This window comes from Natrinema sp. 1APR25-10V2 (assembly GCF_031626495.1).
GTDB lineage: Archaea > Halobacteriota > Halobacteria > Halobacteriales > Natrialbaceae > Natrinema.
This window is the reverse complement of sequence record NZ_JAMQOJ010000006.1, coordinates 140,296-158,545: the sequence shown is the minus strand read 5'-3', so window position 1 is coordinate 158,545 and position 18,250 is coordinate 140,296. Positions and strand designations below refer to the sequence as shown.

Sequence of the window (18,250 nt, the reverse complement as noted above, 5' to 3'; positions counted from 1 at the left end):
GGTCGGTCCGGGACTACGCTGTACAGAGTCGAATTCCACCATGTCTGAACCGCCTTCTGACTCGTTCGACCTCGTCGAGGCGACCGTCGCTGACATTCACTCGGCCATGGCGGACGGGCGTCTCACCGCCGAAGCGCTCGTCGATCGCTACCTGGCACGTATCGACGCGTACGACGGTGAACTGAACGCTATTTTGACGGTGAACGACGACGCACGTCGGCGCGCCCGTCGGCTCGACGCGCAGTTCGAGAGCGACGGCTTCGTCGGCCCGCTTCACGGCGTTCCGATCGTCCTCAAGGACAATCAGGACACGCACGACATGCCGACGACAGCGGGGTCGACAGCGCTCGCGGAGTCCACACCGTCGCGCGACGCGTTCGTCGTCGAACAGCTCCGAACGGCCGGCGGCGTCGTCGTCGCGAAGGCGAACCTGCAAGAGCTGTCGTTCGGCGTCGACACGATCAGCTCGCACGGCGGTGCGACGCGGAACGCGTACGACCTCGACCGACGGCCGTCGGGGTCTAGCGGCGGCACTGCCGCGGCCATCGCCGCGAATCTCGGCGCGATCGGGACGGGAACCGATACCTGCTCGTCGGTACGATCGCCGCCCGCGTTCAACGCCCTCGTCGGCGTCCGGCCGACGCGAGGGCTGGTGAGCCGGACGGGCATCGTCCCGCTCAGCGAGACCCAGGACACGGCAGGCCCCATCACCCGGACCGTCACGGACGCCGCGCGGATGCTCGAGGTCATGGCCAGATACGACCCCGACGATCCGGTCACGGTCAGGGGGGCGGGGCAGGTTCCGGCGGACGGGTACGTCGCACATCTCGACGAGGACGGCCTCGACGGTGCCCGCATCGGCGTCGCCCGACAGTTCTTCGGACTCCAGAACGAGGAGAGCGCACCCGAAGCCGACGCTGCGGCGGTGACGACCGTCATCGAGGACGCTGTCGAGGAGATGGCGGCGGCCGGCGCGACGGTCGTCGACCCCGTCGAGGTCGTCGACGTCGACCGCCTCAAGAGCGCCAGCGTGCTCCAGTACGAGTTCGCACGCGACGTCGACGACTATCTGTCCGAACTCGGAGACGCGGCGCCGTACGACTCGCTGGCCGCGATCGTCGACACTGGAACGGTCACCCCGGCGATCGAATCGCGGATCGTGGACGCCGGTATCCTCGATATGGGATCGGTGGACGAAGGCGTCGGGTACCTCCGGCGGCTCCGGCGGCGACAGCGACTCGCAGACGCGGTCCTCTCGACGTTCGCCGAACACGATCTCGACGCCGTGCTCTACCCGCCGTCGACGATTCCGCCGGTCGAAATTCCCGAGCACCAGCCGTTCGAAGAGATGAACTGCGAACTGTCAGCACACACGGGATTGCCCGCGATCGTCGTGCCGGCCGGCTTCACGGACGCCGGTCTCCCGGTCGGCGTCGAACTGCTCGGCCGGTCGTTCGCCGAACCGCGACTGTTCGAGTTGGCGTACGCCTTCGAACGGGCAACCGACCACCGGCAGCCTCCCGAACGGTTCGCGGCACTCGACTAGCGCGCTCGGAGGCTCGGCGAATGGGAAGCTGTCGCGCTCTTGCTCCCGGCCGTTGTTCGTTTACGATCACTGGCGGTTCATGCCTCCTCGGACACCCCATCTCGGATTTCTCGAATTCGCCCGTCCGAGAGCTATACCCATTTCTGCTCGAGGCGACCGACCTCGGGTTCGGGTTCCTCATCCTGATCGTGTTCGCCCAGACTCGTCTACTCAGTTCACTAGTGGGCGAGGAAGTCGGCTAGCGGGGGTACGCCCCGCCTAGACATCAGACTAATCGCTCGCCACTGTGGGCCCACCTCGACTTCGGTGTAGTCCCGCTCCGCTCACCTCACCCAGCCCCCAGACCGGACACCACTTCTGCTCGCTCCGCTTCCTGAGCAGCGAGCGGAGTCCCCCTCAGATAACTCTGAGTTCGGTATCGAGTCGTCGGTCGAGGAACGTCTCAATGTCGATACCGATGCCGAGGCGGTCAGCCAGCAGTAGCTGCCAGCGCGATCGCATCGATTTGCCGATGACGACGTAGTCGGCGTTCTGTTGGGAGGCTTCGTCGAGAATCGCCTTTTCGATCAGGTACGCGTCGCGGACGTGATAGCTCGCGTTGGTCGGTGGCTCGATCTCGTCCTTGACGGTGCGACGGAACTCCGTCCGGTCGACGTCGTCTCCCTTGTGCCGCACGTTCACGTGAAGAATGAGCACGTGCGCGTCGTCGAATTGCTCGGCGAAATCGATGGCACGGTTCATCGTCTGGACGCTGGCCTCTTGGGGAGGGTACCGGATCGGCACTAACAGTGTGGTGCGGCTCATGGAACTCCCACACCGCGCCAGCAAATGAATCCCACCCGCCTTGCTGGCCCGAATCACGGATTGGAAATGGCAAACCGACCGGATCTGACAACAGGCCAGGGTGGTCGCGGAGCGACTCTGAATCCCTCCGTGGTAACCCACTCGCTCATCGATGAACGTATCGCCCAACAGAAGAATACTGATCCCTCTGCTAGTCGTCGAATAGAACTAACCCGAAAGCGGAAGAAAACACACACGCAGAGTCGTCCGATCACTAGACGACTTGCATGTGTTCCGTTTGGAGTTCGTCGTCGGTGAACTCTTGTCCGTGAACTTCCTTCATGTGTTTCCGAGCCAATTCGACCGCCTCTTCTTCGTTTTCCGATTGGATGATGAATCGGCACGTATCGGATACCGATTCGCAATCGAGTTTGTGCGCTTTGGTCATTGGTGCCCCTATTCTATCGCGTTCGGGAGTGCCCGAACCCCTGTGCCCTGTTACCGAGCACCGTGGAATCCCACCACGGTAGATTACTTAGTTCATTTTGCTGAAAAGTATACACAAGGTGGGCTGAGAATCTGTCTATCGATTTTGTCAGGACCCTTCAGTCTGTGGCAACTGCAGTTCTCTCTCACTAAATGTAGTATCAATAACTGGTAGCGTGGGTTCTTTATTCGGTCTTTGAGATAACACTCCAGAGTTTGACTCGAGTTGACCGACAACTTAGCAGTCAAACCGATCGATAACTTCGAACGCGAACTCGAGCGATGGAGCGTAGCGACCGCGTTCGATAGGACCGATCGACTGTCGCGTTACGTCGACCACAGCGGTGAGATCGGCCTGGCTTACCCCCTCGTGATCGCGCTACTCCGGTAGGTCGTCCTCGTAATTGGCATCGCGTAACGAAGGGACACGCCATACACGCCGTAGACGACCGACACTAGCGCGCTCAGCGTAAGCTATGTCGGCCATGTTGGATACTCGGGCGCGATGATGACATCGATCCGCTCGAGGAAGACTTGCGTCTGAGTTTCAGAACAGGGGAAGGGGGATGTGGGGGAAAGGATCCAGCCTCTGGAAGGGAGCATCAGAGGCGAATAGTAGTTTACGGTAATAGCTATTAACAGTTGGCACTAGACTCAATTGGCCAACAGCATCATTTCCGCGTGATGTCAATGGGTCTCTGGCGAGGGCGACGGATCTATGGTAATCATCTGCGGGACGTTGAACGGACCTCGGTCACTGCCACTGCCGAGCAGGGTGCGGCGTGAAACGAGGAGTAGCCACCGCCCGCTGTCCCGGATGACGCAGTGGCGGACCTGAAGAGACAGTTGGCCCATACACATGAAGGAGCGTCTCCCGGCGCTCGAGGAACTCCCCTCATCGAGTACGATGGCCGATCCGAGCAACTCCTCTTGAGCGATCCGCCGGAACTCGCCGATCTCTGTCTCGAATACTGTGTAGAGCAGGACCGCCCCGGCTGAGCTACTCCCGGTCGTACACTATGATTTCCTCATCGCCGTGGATGGTGGTCCGGGCTCCCTCGTAGGTGAACGTCACCGTGACCTCGTCTCCAGCATCGACGAGCGTATCGAGTGCGTCACACGGGATCACCTCAGCGAGTGGAGAGAGGTCTGTCGGTCGCTTGTTGCGAAGAGTCGCGTGGCCGCGGATCACCGCCTCTGTCGCTGTCTCGTCCGCTGCAAAGTCGAATCGATAGATTCTCTCGTTTCCGTTCTCGGTCATAGTCTCCCTGACTGCTGATTCGTTCGGTGGATTCTGATCCTGCCCTTCAAAGGGGGTAAGGAGAAATAACTGTTCAGCCACCATTGGTGGGTGCTTTATTCCTCACTGCCGACGAAGACCGGGTCAAACGTGAATTCGGCGTCTGGAAAGCCATTGGAGAGTTCCCGTTGCATCCGGGGATATTCCCGAAGTGGCTGTCGCCAGCAAGAACAGGCTCATCACGCTCCAACGCGGTTGCTGCGTCTCCTTTCCCGATACCAAGCTCTTTTCCGAACAGCCGTCCAGCGCGTCGGGAAATACTCGGCGTCATCTCCACCACCGGGTAGGAGTCAAGCACGGCTTCTACCGTCTGGCACTCGTCGCGGGTGTTTGCTACCTTCTCGACGCCAATATAGAGCACCAGAACGGTCATCGAGGGGACCACTAGCGGGACGTTCTCAGTTTCGAGTTCCTGTTCTTTCTGGACGGCGGGTTCGATGTCGTCGATACCGTCGAGGACGAAGCCCGTATCAACAATCATTCGACGCGCTCTGCGACCCCACGGAGCCGAAATCTACAGGGCGAGGCCACCCTTTCTCGGTACTATGACACGAACTGTCGACGATCTGCGAAACGAGATCCGGCTGGCTGTGGGGCGATACGAACGCCAGGAGTCCACTGCCTTCACCAAAGAAGCCCTTGCTGCGATTTGTGACGCCGTGGACTACGAGATTGATACCAGCCGGCTTCCTCCCAAATCTCAGATGCGAGCAGGAATTCTCTGGAAGGTCGGTCTGTTAGCGGAAGACGACCCCGAGATGGCAGCGACCCCCTTCCGCAAGGAAGAACTCAAATCTATCGCCGCTGCGCTACAGAACGAGTAAGTTCGAAGCAGAGTCTCGAGCACGCTCCGCCCTCAACAAGCGAACCCATCAAGGTGAACGAAGTAGGGCGTGTTGGGTGATAACGAGTAGGGGTTACCGGTGCTGGTGTGCGGCGTCCCGGCGGTTTTCGGGAGTCATGTCCGTCTGAGCGTACCAAAACACAAGTCATTATCGCAGTAATCATTAGCCAGAGTATGACCTTCTACGATCGGGGCGACAACTGATCGCTTTTCGACCTCACGACCTCGATCAGATTTTCTCAGGCACTTGACGTCCTCCCCACGACTGAAGTCGTGGGATTCCTCCGTGAGCAATTCGGCCAGTGGATTACCCCAGCCGTGAGCTTGCGGGTTCACCGACGCTGGTTTGGTCGAGTGGACTCGACTGATCCCCACAACTGCTGGGCCAGCCAGCAATCGTTATCTTTGGAATCAACCTGTTATAACAGGGAGAGGCGACCATCCAAGGCCTCGTCGATTGGCCAGTAACAGGAGTTGTAGCCTTGCAGAGTCTGAATTATCTCTATAAGTGGTTTATATACATGACTAGGATATAACTTATTGGTGGCAACGGAGAGGTATTATCAGAGGTCAGTAATATTTAACTGTGTGCTGTCGATATGGCCGACTGATGAACGTCGAAAACGCAAGACGGCGGCGACTTCTGAAGGGCATCGGTGCAGGAACAATGGCGTCACTTGCTGGCTGTACTAGCGGGTCAGGGACAGATGACAACCCGAATACGAGTTCCGACGGCGATTCAGATGCAGACACAGAGACGTCTCAACTCCAAAAACAATTCGACACGGCCAAAGACGCGACGACAAAATACACAGACCCGAAAAAGGCACTCGAGGATGGGTTCAAACTCGGTGGCCCATACGTCCCCGGGATGGGCTGGCACTTTACGCATCCGGAGCGATTACAGAAGGCGGCAAACAATGGGCTCTCCATCGACGAGCCGCCCATGCTCACCTACGTCGAGAGTGACGGTGAGCTGCAACTCGCATCGCTCGAATATGGGCTGCCAGCACAGGCCGTTGACGAGACACCCGATCTGTTCGCCGACGAAACGAGCGAGGAGGCGACCGAAGAGTGGCATTCGCATGATGCGGCTACCCACGTGTTTGCCAAGCCAGACGGGACGAAAAACGACCCCAAATCGATCACGTTCGATGAATGGACGACGAACAGTTACTGGACAGAGTTTCAGCCGCCGAACAAGGATTTGCAGGCGGGCGACGAAGTCGCACTGAATTGGGGGACGGCACGCGGGACGGAAGGCGAGAAAGAGACCCGTATCGCCGACCTCGTGTCGCATCACCCGAGTCTCACGACGGTTCACGTCTGGGTGCACGTGGAAAATCCCAGCGGTGTCTTCAAACCGATCAACCCGGACTACACGGAGAGTAGTCAGTAGACGAGTCCCTCACTTCTGACAAATATAGACCCCCTATACTTCGGATGAAGATCCAGAACAGCCTACGCTGGGTTATCCTCATAGTCGGCGTAACAGCACTACTGAGTATCGTTGCTGTCAATCCTATTGCTGCCCACGGCGAGGCCGACGACGGTCACATCGGAACGGCAAACACGACGTGTGGGTTTGCCCATCCGGAATGGCGATCAGCACAGACGATTGACGGCATCCGGCTGCAGGAATCCCAGCACTGCCGTCCCGATAACCCGTATCGGGTCGCAGCTGCCGTCGAGGGGACGAACAACGTCGGGATGGAGACGCTGATGAAGTCGGGATTGAATCGGAACGCTGTCGTCAAGAAGAACGACCGTGACGGGGACGGCGACCCAGACGAAATCCACATCACACTCGAAATTACGGGCGTCAATGAGTACAACGCCACCAACACGGAACAGATCGCGCCCGGCGTTGAGCCCGCAATGTGGACGTTCTCCCCAAAGACACGGGGAATGGTTGATGCTGGCTCCAAGGCCGATGCCGCCATCAAAACCATGAGTCCCCCTCTGAGGGTCGAAGAGGGTGACACCGTGTACGTTACCGTCGAGAACACGCATTACATGCCCCACACCATCCATTTCCACGGTGTCGACCATCCGTACGAGGCAAACGGCTCCGGGAATGATGGTGTCCCGCAGACGGGTGAGCGCCCCATTCAGCCGGGCGACGAACGGACATACGAGTTCACACCTCGTGAGGCAGGGACGATGTTCTATCACTGCCACGTTGTTCCGAACGTCCACGTCGAAATGGGGTTGAACGGCCAGTTCATCATCGAAGAAAACCGGTCGAACAACACAGTACAGACGTTCAACTTTGGCGGTGGCAAGGTCCGGCATCCATCGAAAGCTGTCCGTGAGGAGTATGCGGCGGAGTATGACCTCCACTACCAGAGTCTCGATAAGACCCTCTCTGAGATCCCGCAGAAGTACAACGAGCCACGCACCATCGCACGGACGATCAACCGGGAGTACGATGCGACCGATGAGACGGCAGATTACTTCTTGCTCAATGGGCGGTCGTACCCGTACACGGTACAGGAATCGCAGCTCATCGTCGAACCGGACAAGGAGTACAAGCTCCACGTCTCGAACGCAGGGCCCGGCACGGTATCGCTTCATACGCACGGTCACAAAGTCAATATCACTGCAACAGACGGTGTCGACGTGCCTGCGGGACAGCAGACGAAGCGTGATGTCGTGCAAATCTCGCCCGCGCAGCGACTCACGCTCCGTCTCGACACGACCGACGACGGCGTGAACAGTTACGGACCGGGCGTCTGGTTCACTCACGACCATCGGGAGAAGGCCATTACGACTGATGGAATTAGTCCGGGTGGTGGCATCACCACGATCACGTATGAGCGATACTTGAATGGGTCAACTGGGATGCCACGGACACCCACGAATCTGACGCGGTACTTCAACACGTCATACTACGACGGTGAGATTCCGTACTTTACCGACGAGACGTTCAGTCCCAGCTCGCCTGAGACAATCATCCCTGATGCGGTTCGGCATGGTGCCCATATACGGCATAACGACGAGATGGACGGGATGATGGCGATGACGATGGTGGACGATGGCACCATCGTCAACGAGAACACGGAAACATTGCCGTATGGCTGTACGAACGTACAGGGCAACAAGCACGTCACCATCAAAGCAGGGACGGAGTATGCTGACGAGGGCGAAATGTTCGGGTTTAGTACAGACACGATTACCGCAGAGCCTTGCACACGGGTGACAGTGACCCTCGAGAACCACGACGATGTCCGCCATCAATGGATGATCCATGGCCTCCCGGAGGCGACCTACCCGATGAAGATGTTCAATCTCGAAGCCCGAGCGAACGGAACGGTGACCGGGACGTTCATCACCCCCAGCTTTGAGCAATCGTTACTGGTTCACTGTTCGCTCCCCCAACATGAGCAGAAAGGAATGCATGGCCGCCTCGTTATCGGGTCGCCCGCTGACCCAACGCAGGACACGTCGGATACGGCTCAAGACGCCCCCGCTGCGGCGAGCGCGAGACAGCGAGGCAGTTCACTTCTGCTTCCGTTCTCAATTGGGACAGGCGTGTGTATTGGCGTGATTCTCTCTCTCTGGCGACTGAGTGGGTCATAAGTTACCCCGCTCTCCATCCCCGACGGAGGGACGCAACCGGAAATTGGACTGGCCGGTGACGGAACAACCAATCCCAATCCCTTGGTGGTTCTTGTCCGTGAAATGCTCGGACCGGACGCACGGCCGCCGCCACGAACCGGCCGCGGGCCCGGGGAGTGTCAGCGTCGCGGACCGCGAGGAAACGGTCCGCTGGGAGATACAGGCTGGCGATACGACTGGGCAGAGTGGAACAATTACCGACGGTGGTGGATTCAGCGAGCCAACCAGAAAACATATTATATAGACATAATCACTCTATTTAGTGACTATCCCAGTCTGGAAACTTACTCGGACGTCGGTCGGCCGGCACCTGTTCGACTCACTGGCCGATATCGGGGTGGTGTTCTCACGGCTCGCCCAATTCGACCACGCGCTCGAGAGCCCGCTCCCGGCGAGATCCGTTCCAGAGGAAGTCTCGCTCCGCGTCGGTTCGCCTGAGGAGTTTTCCCTCTCGGGGCGGCTGAATCGGCCAGCGTTGGCCGACCATGACCTAGTCGTCGCCGCAGTCGCGGACGAGCGTGTCGTCGGCGTCCAACCCATCACACTCGACCGTACGTTCTACGTCGAGCCGCTCGAGCGACCGATCGACTTCCCGGGCGCGTACTTCTGGGGGCTGTCCGTTGCTCCCGAGTGGCGGCGGCAGGGCGTCGCAACGGCGCTTGTCGCTCGCGCGCTCGCGGTCGTCGCCGAGCAGACGGCGCAATCATCTGTGCAGACGCTCGTCGGCATCGATAACGCCCCCTCAAAGCAGGTGCTCCGGGGGGTCGGCTTCGAGCGCACGGGGGTCCGCTCGTACTATCGACTGTTCGGGTGGCAGCACAGAGGGCGGGTGTAAGGTGTTCCAGCGACTCGCACTCGCCGATTATGCCACGCTCGCCGGCCTGGGCGTGGGGTGGCTCGCCGTCAACCTGTTCCTCCTCGGCCAGCCTGACGCGGCCACGCTGACGCTGCTGGTCGCATTTCTCTGTGACAAGGCCGACGGCTGGCTGGCGCGCCGTGGCTTCGGGTCGGCGCTCGGGCACCACCTCGACGCGCTGGCAGACGTGGTGATCTACCTCGTGCCGACGGGGATCATCGTGTCCACGCTCCTCGCCGGGCCACCGGTGCTCGAGAGCCTCGCCGGGACGGCCGTCGTTGGGTGTGGCGTCATGCGGCTCGCCCGGTATGCGGGCGACAGTGCGACTCTGACCGACGGCCCACCGTACTATCGCGGCCTCACGGCCTTTCATATCGCCGCCTGGGCACTTGTCGTCCGCGTGGGGGTTGCACTGCAGGTCGTCCCGGCGCTGCTCGGCGCACTCGCGATCGTCGGCGTCACGCCGCTCATGATCGCCTCGTTTCGGATCTACGTGACGCGGCCGCAGTTCGTTGGTGCGGTCGTCGTAGGCTCGCTCATTACGGCCGGTACGCTCGTCTAAGCGGTCGCTCTCGCTTCGGAGATCGAGACGCAGGCGAGCCGAGAGTGCGACGTCACGGTGCTGCTGTCTGGGTCGCCGTCTTCGGCCTGCCGGGGATGGGCAGGGTGGTGCCGACACGGCGGCTCTGCCCGTCGTTCCCCGCGCGCCACAACGCAGTCGCTGTCGAGCTGGTACCGAGGGGTGTCGATCAGTGTGCCGCACGCTGTGGCTCCGTCGAGCGGCGGTGAGCACCGCGGGCCCATGGGCCCGGTGCCAGCTACTCGACCGGGGTGAGCCGAGAGCGCGGATACGGGACGAGCGTTGGTGCGTCTGCTGCCCGATCGGCGCGCACCCGTTCGCCGACCTCCCAAGGTTCCCAGTCACGGACCGCGTCACCGTAGTGCAACTCGAGGGCGAGGTCCTGAACGGTGACGATGATCTCGTCGTCTCGCGGCGCGTCGGCCGCCGGCCGACACTGCGTGTCGGCAACGCTCTGCCCCTTACCGTCGGCCCACTCCGCCGCCGGAATCCCGGTCCGACAGACGACGAAGAGGAGCCCGGAGCGATCGTCGGCCCGGACGCGGTCACCCGGGCTGATCACACGGCTGTCGTTGCTCGAGTGCGTCATGGCCGTCAGTCTCGCGTATCGGTGGCCTGGGGCTTGAATTCCCTGCCGGCCCTGCACCGACCGAGAGCGGCACGTGATCATTTGACTGAAGGGCGCGAGGGAGAGGTGAAGAAGGCACCGGCTAAGCGGCCGTGTCGCGGTAATTTCTATTATTGTCATGTCGAGCACGTGCGTCCATGCACTCCGTCGCCCACACACTCGAGGGGCTGTTCTCCCGGTCGTCTATGCATTCCACGCTTTGGGCGCTTGCCGTGCTCCTCTTCGGTATCGCCGACGTTGTGAGTACGGTGTACTTGCTCGCGACATCGGCCCTCGTTGAAGGGAACCCCGTGCTTGCCACGGCGATTAACGCCGCAGGCATCTGGATCCTCGTGCCGGTGAAGATACTCGGATTGGGGGCGTTCTACGGCCTCTATCGCGTTACTCCTCGGAAGTGGCAAAGCGGCGTGCCGATCGGATTGGTGTTAGTCGGCGGGTTCGTCTCGGTCTGGAATCTGCATCTCGGACTCTCCGGAGCGACGCTAGTCTGAGCGCAGCCAGTGTGGCGGCAACGAGACGCAGATCGCCCACCGATTCCCAGCAGACACGTCGGACAGGCGCCCAGGGACGCGCCTTCGGTGACCCGTGGCAGCCGACACCCCGACTCCCCTCACGAACCACCGCGTCGTTTGGACCGAGAGCCCAGTCGCGGCGCGGTCCCTACGCGCCAGTGCGATAGCGCCCCGCCGACGGATGGGCGGTCCAGGCCGCCGCTCGGTGGTGGTGTCCGTCGACGGGTCACGGTCGGTACCGGCGTGGACAGCGGGTGTTTCGCGCGGCAGCCCCGCACGGCGTCCCATCGATCATGCTGCGGAACGGGCGCGTCCAAGCGGACCCTACGCCCCTTGCAGGGAGAGACTGAACCGGGACTGGCAGCGAACTACTATACTGTGGGAGTAGTTAGCATACAACATGTCCTGCGAATGGTGGCCGACCTGCGCTGATGACGCGACCCACCGGATCGAGGTGATCAATGTGACCGCGGGTACGGCGGACGTGGTCTACTACTGTCCTGTTCATGCAACGCTTGAACTCGAGGAAGTGGCGACGAGTCCGGCCCTCGAAGTTGCGGGGATCCGGTCGCTCGAGTCGCCGGCCAGCCGTAGGCAGTAGCCGGGCCGCGGCCGGGTGAGGCGCTGTCGGGACACCGCTTCCAGGCCGGCCGCCGGTGGACGGTGGCCGGCGGTCACTCTTTCGGGGTGATCTGTCCCGCAAACGTCTGGAAGCGGATCACGTCCTCGGGGATGTGAAAGGTGTCTGTCGCGAACTCGTATTCGTTGGCCGGTGTCTCACCGTGCCAGACGATATACCCGAACTCGCCCTCGACGCGTTGTTCGTCCATCGTGATCGATGCGTCCGGATCGTCGAACTCGTCGAACAGGTCCTCGAACAAGCCCTCGATCTCCTCGCGCCCGCGGAACGTTCCCATAGTGGTGACGACCGTCGACTCATCGGTATAGTCCTCCATGACGGCGTCGAGGTCCTGTGCCTCGAAGGCCTCGAGGTGGTGTTCTAGGATATCTTCGGTCGGTGGCATGGTCTGTCCCCCACTCGTCTCGTGGGTGTGAGACGCTTTGACAGAGTATGCCATAACGTTTCTGTTGAGTTGTTGATTGGTGACGGAGACCGCCGACACAGCGGCGCTCGATCCACTCGCCGCCCTTGCCGCGATCGACGCCCGCGATAGGCAAGAGCCGGCTCCGTGTCCGTGGGACTAGTTCACAGTGTCGGCGTCCTAACCCCCAGTGGGACGCTGCCAGCACTGCTCGCCGCTCGCGACCTACCGACGTTGCGCGGTCCCGCTCCCGGTTCGGGACCGGTTTCCGTATTCAGGTGAGCTATCGATAGGCGTCTTTTTCGAGTGGTTCTGTAGGGAAATGGGGCTACTTCTATGAAATAAACGTCTGACATGAGTCCGACAAATCCACTATTTTCTTATACGGGGGTATTGCAGCGCATGCCATGAGAGGAGAGGGGGAGGCAGTCAGTCTGAGCGTCGTCCAACAAGTGGCTGCTCGAGAAAACGTTGATCCGGTAGAATTAACGCCACCGCTTCACGACGTCATCGAGACGGATGCGCTCGACGCGTTGTTCTCTACCAGCGACGGATCTGATGGTGAGTTGGTGTTCCGCTATCTAGGCTATACGGTCCGCGTCGACAGTGCTGGCGGTGTTGATGTCGTCGATGACGACTCGTTGCAGGTCGACAGCCACTCGACGGCAGACGCCGTCGAGGAGGAGCCGTGTGAGTAGCCGCTAGCGGTGGAGTGTCGGTGAGCGGCCGTCATGGCCGACTGGCCGACCAGCAGTCCGTCAGCCCGCCACGGCCAGCGCATCCTCGATGTACTCGCCAACCGTGAGCGCGAGTTAACCGACGAACCGATCGCTACCGATGCGACCACCCAGCCGGTCCCGGTAACGGCCGGCGGCGCCCCTATCCGACGAGCAACGGCTCGTCACGAACGGTGGCCGTAATGGTCTAACGGGGCGCTCTGGTCAGGCGTCCCCTTCCACCACCCGAAAACGGTTATTGCCACAGCTCGAACACGAGTTCCGATTCTGCGGTGTGGCCCTGCCGTCCTTCGGTACGCAGCCGATTTTCGTCGATCCACAGCGAAGGCACCGAATCAAGAGCGATTCGCATTGCGCTTCCATCACCTGAGAGAATCGCGGATAGCGAAAAAAAAACGTATCAGCGTGTTTCAACGTATGAGACTTTCATTAGGTCATATACCACTGGCAGTGGCGACCGGCCCCTCGTCACGGACAGCGGCGCGGGCCTCCCGAAAGAGGGCGAGCGAACGGCCGAGAACAGAGGCGCGTCGCTGGGTGCCGGCCAGTCGGCGAAAGGGATTTATGCCCATCATGGGTGAACGTCGACGTGGTGACCGAGACGGTGGCCGACGCGAACCGGTTGACCGAGCGCCAGGGCGAGGCGTTCGTCCTTTGAGGGGCAGTTACGCGCACACGTCCCCCCTGATTTCCCTGCCCACTAGTTGTATTCTTAAACACTCTCTTTCCATATATAGTAATTATATATTATATATACGTGCTAGATTGAATCTCACTCTGTTAAATGTACCCATCAGAGAAATTCTGACCGGATAGCTATCTGTTCGTCTCCATTGAGCGGGGTCGGGCGGAAAGTTCGGCCCCCACTGCGAGGCGTCAGTTGAGTCTGTTTACCGCCACGGTCCACGGCTATCCGCACGGTCGGACCACCCGCGAGCCGGGCGACGGCGGTTCGGGGTTACGTAGACGGTGTCTGTGGCCTCACTGATGTGATGGTGGAATCCTTCGCCATCTCTTCCGAGGTAGCCGTAGTAGCTTCCCGGTTGCTCGATACCGTGACATTCTCCCCGCCGTACACGGCGCGGCTTCCCTACGAGAGGAAGCCACTCGGCAGACTGGTAGTCGACCTCAGCCCTGGCCCGACTTGGGACGAGAACACCACCGCTGAGTTTCGGCCAACATTTTCGAACATTAAACTGGCTCGGGGAAAGAACTATAATATATCGGCCATCTGGTTGGAGATAGGCAGGGCGGCATTCACCACCGACCGCTCTCCTGGCATGGTGTCCTGCCTACTACTCCCCCTTCCCCTTCGACACACCCAGTGACATCTTCCCCGCCCTCATTGAAGGACTGCTGTAATGTCGGACAAACAGTCAAGTGACGCGATTCCTCCCCGCGGTAAACGGCGGGACTTCCTCGCTGATCAAAGATGAGCCCTTCCCCGGCGGTGCTTCCCGATCGACCAGCGCCATACCTAACTCTCAGAGGCTGCAGGGCTAGTGCACTAGTAGTACCTACTAGTAGATTCTAACATCTACAGCGTATTTTTTGCGCGCGTAATATCGGGGCAGCCGGGGGTACGATGATAGGCGACCGCGGCGCATCGCTTCGGTCGAATGCCGCTGCAGTCACGGCTCTAGGGCTAGACTGCCGGCCAGTAGATTTAGATAGCGGTTCGTGATACGTGAAGTCGGACAGGATATAGGGGGCTCACCCAAACACGCACTGCTCGACGCCGATCTGACGATCACCAGCGTCGGGGTCCTGTCCTTGCCTCCAACTGACACGTAGCGAGCGGAAGCCCACCCCTTTAGGGGTGGGTGTAAGCGACAGCGTGGCTCGGCAATCCACACGCTATTGCTCGTCTGGAGGTTCCACCGCTTCCAGCCCCGCTTCGATAATCTCCTGATAGGCTTCTTCGAGGCTCACGTCCTGCTGTTCGGCGTAGTCTTTCACGCGCCCGTTTAACGTGTGAGAAATGTCGATGTTCGGTCGCATCGTCTATGTCCAAAAGACATTTAGACATAGAACTACAAATGTCTGTTGTTATGAGGCGAACCAACACGTTCGCGGTGCGCCCGCTCTCCAGGCAGGACGAGCAACTGCTCCGCGACCTGTTGGACGCCTCCGCCAGCCTGTGGAACGAACTGAACTACGAACGTCGTCAGAACTTCTTCGAGGGCGATACGGTGTGGGATACCGCCGACTACCGCAAGCAGTACGTCGGCGTCCTCGGCTCCGCCACCGCCCAACAGGTCATCCGCAAGAACAGCGAGGCGTGGCGGTCGTTCTTCGCCGCCCGAGAAGACGGCGAATACACCGCCCCGCCGGGCTACTGGGGCAACGAGGATGAGGGTCGGGAACTCCGCACGTTCATCCGCAACGACCAGTACATCCTCGAAATCGGCGAACGGAGCCGCCTCGAAATCCCTGTCGGCCAAGACCGAAAAGACGAGTACGGACTTGGCTACCACGAGCGCCTACGCCTCGAAGTCGCTGGCGACCCGAAATGGGAGGGCGAACAGGGTCGGTTGGAACTGTACTACGACGAGGTGGACGACACGTTCAGGGCCATTCAACCCATCACCGTGCCTGATTCTCGACGGGATTCACCACTAGCCGAGGAATCGGCTGCCTTGGACGTGGGTGCGAACAACCTCGTCGCCTGTACTACCACGACCGGCCAGCAGTACCTCTACGAGGGCCGTGACCTGTTCGCCCGCTTCCGCGAAACCACCGAGGAAATCGCCCGCTTGCAATCGACACTCCGCGAGGGACGGTACAGTAGCCGACGGATTCGACGCCTCTACCGCAAGCGGACACGTCGACGCGACCACGCACAGGACACGCTCGTGCGAGACTTGATGGGACGACTGTACGACGAGGGCGTTGCCACCGTATACGTGGGCGACCTCACCGATGTGCTGTCGGAACAGTGGTCGGCGCGGGTGAACGAGAAAACGCACCAATTCTGGGCGTATCGCTCGTTCATCGACCGTCTCGCCACGACCGCCGAGGAGTACGGCATCGCGGTCGAAATCGAGTCAGAAGCATACACGACGGCGGAGTGCCCCGTGTGTGGCGAGCGAGACGATACAGAGTGGGACGGCGACGTGTTCCGGTGTTCGTGTGGCTACGAGGGACACGCCGACCTCGGTGCCTCGCGGACGTTCCTCGAACGACAGGCTGGCAGAGAAGTCGGGTCGATGGCACGGCCCGTGCGCCTCAAGTGGGACGACTATACGTGGTCGGAGTCGTCACGCTCTCCCGAGAGGGCAAGTCCCAACGAGGAGCGCACAAACCAGAGTACCGACGACGGGAAACTTGCCTCCGTGGGTACGGCATAGCCAACATCCCACCGGAGGAATCCCACCCCTTTAGGGGTGGGAGGATGTCAAGAGCGTCAGGTACCCTCGCATGCTGTCCGGCCGAACTCCGGCGTAGTACCGCAGAGCGACGGCCAATGGGAGGTGTGGTGAATGGCCATAACGGATGCCCCGACTGTCCCCTCGTTAGGCACCGTGTTTCCCACGAACGCGTTGGTCACCGGCCCTCTGTACGAGTGGTCTCAGGGAGACAGCAATAATAGGTAGTTCAGATACAATAGGTAGCTATTGAACCTATCATAATTGCTGGAGATCTCCGCGATGCATTCGGTCTCCGAATCCCAGATTGCGCAGACCGGAGGCCTCGAGGGCGTTCGAAAGGCCAACAATCGGCCGTGGTGCCGAGACCCTTCGGCGTCTCGTCCCACTCGTCCCCGAGGCGATCCATTCGCCCGGTACGTCGCTCGAAGCACTCGATGTCGAGGTATCGCCGGTCAACGGAAGCCAGAACACCGACTGGGGCTGTGGCTCTGACGAGCGCGGCGCTCGGGCTCGCTGCGCTGCCGACAGGCACGGCCATCACCCCACCGCGCAGCAGCAGAAGTGGTAGCTTTTCACAGACTGAGAACTAGCAACATGGTTTTCACGACTAGACATTGCACGCGGTCCGAGAGGGGAAGGAGACGCCGTGGCGCGTGGGCGCGCCCGGTGAGGGGCCCCACAGGCAACGATGACTCCATCATCCCGAGACCAGCGCGCTGCGGGCGGACGCGACCGCCGTGAGTTCCTCCGGACGGTCGGCACGGCCGGCTACGCGCTCGGCATCGCACAGGTGCTGGGCGTCGAGGATGTCCTCGACGCTGCGGGCGAGGTCGAGATCACCACCGCCCTCGTCAGGCCGGAGCCGGCCGAGCCGTGGACGCTCGAGGAGCGGACGAAGACCGTCCCCGCCGACTGGCACGCCGCGGTCACGACGGCGTGTGACCTCAACCGGCGTCTCGCCCGGACGCGCCTCCCCGGCTATCTTGGCAGTATGGTCGTCCCCGGCGACTACCGCGATCCGGGGGCGACCATCTCGGTCGGCGTGTCGGCAGCGGCGTTCGACCGGACCCGCCCGATCCTCGAGGAACTCCTCGAGGGGATCGCCTATGACGTCGAAACGATCGAACAGGATGCAGCCCAGGCTGCCGATCGGTCGAAACGTCCCCTTAGATTCGCTGAGCACATCGATAACGGCCCCGTTCCCGGTGGCATCACTTGTCGGGCGAAGTCCGGACTCACGGCCAGTCTGGCGACGCTGACGCCTGCGCTCTACGATCCGCGCGCCGAGCGGACGCTGTTCGCGACGGCCAGCCATGCCGTTCCGGGGGCGACACCCACCGACGGCGAGCTCTGGCTCCCGCTTGCCAGCGGCCAGACGGTGCCCCTGGGTCGCGTCACCGCCGCGCATCCGACTGCAGACGTGTTGACGGTCGCTTCGGACGGCCCGTGTCGCCCCGCCAGCGTGATCGCCGGCCCGACGCGACAGCGCGTCCGCGGTCAGTTCACGCGGCTGGGGCTGGCCGACCTCGCTGCGCGGGGGAAATCGCTCGAAAAAGTCGGCGCTCGGACCGGCCACACGACCGGCCGGATCGAGGGGATCGACGCCGTCACGTGTCTCACCGGCGAGACGTGTCGACACGGTCAACTCCGGTGGGGCGACGAACGCGACATGGCCGACGGCGACAGCGGCTCGGTGAGCTATCGATCGGATCCCGCAGCCCCGGGACGGGGCGTGCTCGTCGCCGGCTTCAACACCGCCCGAACCTGGTGGCCGGGGCAGAACTACATCTGGGGGACGGCCGCCTACCAGCTCACCGCCCAGTACGGCTACCATTTCTGAGTCTTACGCGCCACCCACTGGCCCTCGTATCGGCCGGCTCGCTGTTCCCGCAAACCACGCCAAGAGGTAGAGGCTGATGGGGAGTGCGTTGCGCAGAATAACG

18 protein-coding genes and 2 pseudogenes are annotated in these 18,250 nt (G+C 61.2%); 12 read left to right on the top strand and 8 right to left on the bottom strand.

All coding sequences use genetic code 11. The features are described from left to right. Positions 1-40: 40 nt before the first annotated feature. Positions 41-1,546: an amidase family protein gene (locus tag NDO75_RS19110; protein ID WP_310908211.1), complete on the top strand. Its 1,506-nt coding sequence runs from the start codon at positions 41-43 to the stop codon at positions 1,544-1,546. A 396-nt stretch (positions 1,547-1,942) separates the two neighbouring features. Here NDO75_RS19110 and NDO75_RS19105 read toward each other — a convergent pair whose 3' ends face one another. From NDO75_RS19105 to NDO75_RS19085, 5 genes and pseudogenes are all read right to left on the bottom strand, one after another. Beyond that, a complete protein-coding gene (locus NDO75_RS19105) occupies positions 1,943-2,350 on the bottom strand; it encodes a universal stress protein (protein ID WP_310908210.1) in 408 nt (135 codons plus the stop codon). Positions 2,351-2,603: 253 nt separating this feature from the next. Then, positions 2,604-2,777 (bottom strand): DUF1059 domain-containing protein, encoded by a 174-nt coding sequence (locus NDO75_RS19100; RefSeq protein WP_310908209.1) that lies wholly within the window; start codon positions 2,775-2,777, stop codon positions 2,604-2,606. Between the two features lie 276 nt (positions 2,778-3,053). Continuing rightward, positions 3,054-3,215 (bottom strand): annotated as a pseudogene (locus NDO75_RS19095) (helix-turn-helix domain-containing protein); the annotation flags it as partial. Positions 3,216-3,815: 600 nt separating this feature from the next. Next, positions 3,816-4,160 (bottom strand): HalOD1 output domain-containing protein, encoded by a 345-nt coding sequence (locus tag NDO75_RS19090; RefSeq protein WP_310908208.1) that lies wholly within the window; start codon positions 4,158-4,160, stop codon positions 3,816-3,818. Between the two features lie 88 nt (positions 4,161-4,248). Continuing rightward, a pseudogene (locus NDO75_RS19085) lies at positions 4,249-4,596 on the bottom strand (PIN domain-containing protein); the annotation flags it as partial. Positions 4,597-4,660: 64 nt separating this feature from the next. Here NDO75_RS19085 and NDO75_RS19080 point away from each other — a divergent pair. From NDO75_RS19080 to NDO75_RS19060, 5 genes are all read left to right on the top strand, one after another. Then, entirely contained in the window at positions 4,661-4,939 is a 279-nt protein-coding gene (locus NDO75_RS19080; protein ID WP_310908206.1) for a hypothetical protein, read from the top strand. Positions 4,940-5,569: 630 nt separating this feature from the next. Then, positions 5,570-6,358 (top strand): hypothetical protein, encoded by a 789-nt coding sequence (locus NDO75_RS19075; RefSeq protein ID WP_310908205.1) that lies wholly within the window; start codon positions 5,570-5,572, stop codon positions 6,356-6,358. A gap of 44 nt (positions 6,359-6,402) precedes the next feature. Continuing rightward, entirely contained in the window at positions 6,403-8,541 is a 2,139-nt protein-coding gene (locus NDO75_RS19070; protein ID WP_310908204.1) for a multicopper oxidase domain-containing protein, read from the top strand. Between the two features lie 301 nt (positions 8,542-8,842). Next, complete coding sequence (locus NDO75_RS19065) at positions 8,843-9,415, top strand: GNAT family N-acetyltransferase (RefSeq protein WP_310908203.1); 573 nt, start codon at positions 8,843-8,845, stop codon at positions 9,413-9,415. Between the two features lies 1 nt (position 9,416). Further along, positions 9,417-9,998: a CDP-alcohol phosphatidyltransferase family protein gene (locus tag NDO75_RS19060; protein WP_310908202.1), complete on the top strand. Its 582-nt coding sequence runs from the start codon at positions 9,417-9,419 to the stop codon at positions 9,996-9,998. Positions 9,999-10,254: 256 nt separating this feature from the next. Here the strand turns inward: NDO75_RS19060 and NDO75_RS19055 are convergent, their stop codons facing one another. After that, on the bottom strand, positions 10,255-10,605 hold the full coding sequence (locus tag NDO75_RS19055) for a hypothetical protein (protein ID WP_310908201.1): 351 nt from the start codon (positions 10,603-10,605) through the stop codon (positions 10,255-10,257). 176 nt (positions 10,606-10,781) lie between these two features. On the opposite strand from NDO75_RS19055, the gene NDO75_RS19050 reads away from it, so the two are divergent. Further along, a complete protein-coding gene (locus tag NDO75_RS19050; protein WP_310908200.1) occupies positions 10,782-11,135 on the top strand; it encodes a DUF5658 family protein in 354 nt (117 codons plus the stop codon). Positions 11,136-11,556: 421 nt separating this feature from the next. After that, positions 11,557-11,757: a hypothetical protein gene (locus tag NDO75_RS19045; RefSeq protein WP_310908199.1), complete on the top strand. Its 201-nt coding sequence runs from the start codon at positions 11,557-11,559 to the stop codon at positions 11,755-11,757. A 73-nt stretch (positions 11,758-11,830) separates the two neighbouring features. Here the strand turns inward: NDO75_RS19045 and NDO75_RS19040 are convergent, their stop codons facing one another. Then, positions 11,831-12,181 (bottom strand): nuclear transport factor 2 family protein, encoded by a 351-nt coding sequence (locus NDO75_RS19040; RefSeq protein WP_310908198.1) that lies wholly within the window; start codon positions 12,179-12,181, stop codon positions 11,831-11,833. A 425-nt stretch (positions 12,182-12,606) separates the two neighbouring features. Between NDO75_RS19040 and NDO75_RS19035 the strand changes: the two genes are divergently transcribed. Further along, the gene (locus tag NDO75_RS19035) at positions 12,607-12,897 is read left to right on the top strand and encodes a HalOD1 output domain-containing protein (RefSeq protein WP_310908197.1); all 291 of its coding nucleotides are present in this window, start codon (positions 12,607-12,609) and stop codon (positions 12,895-12,897) included. 33 nt (positions 12,898-12,930) lie between these two features. Further along, a complete protein-coding gene (locus NDO75_RS19030) occupies positions 12,931-13,119 on the top strand; it encodes a hypothetical protein (RefSeq protein ID WP_310908196.1) in 189 nt (62 codons plus the stop codon). Between the two features lie 1,674 nt (positions 13,120-14,793). Here the strand turns inward: NDO75_RS19030 and NDO75_RS19025 are convergent. Continuing rightward, positions 14,794-14,937, bottom strand: coding sequence for a hypothetical protein (locus NDO75_RS19025; RefSeq protein ID WP_310908195.1), 144 nt, complete (start codon positions 14,935-14,937; stop codon positions 14,794-14,796). Positions 14,938-14,987: 50 nt separating this feature from the next. Here NDO75_RS19025 and NDO75_RS19020 point away from each other — a divergent pair, with 50 nt between their 5' ends. After that, positions 14,988-16,286: a transposase gene (locus tag NDO75_RS19020; RefSeq protein ID WP_310908194.1), complete on the top strand. Its 1,299-nt coding sequence runs from the start codon at positions 14,988-14,990 to the stop codon at positions 16,284-16,286. Positions 16,287-16,995: 709 nt separating this feature from the next. After that, positions 16,996-18,147: a hypothetical protein gene (locus NDO75_RS19015; protein WP_310908193.1), complete on the top strand. Its 1,152-nt coding sequence runs from the start codon at positions 16,996-16,998 to the stop codon at positions 18,145-18,147. Positions 18,148-18,250 lie beyond the last annotated feature (103 nt).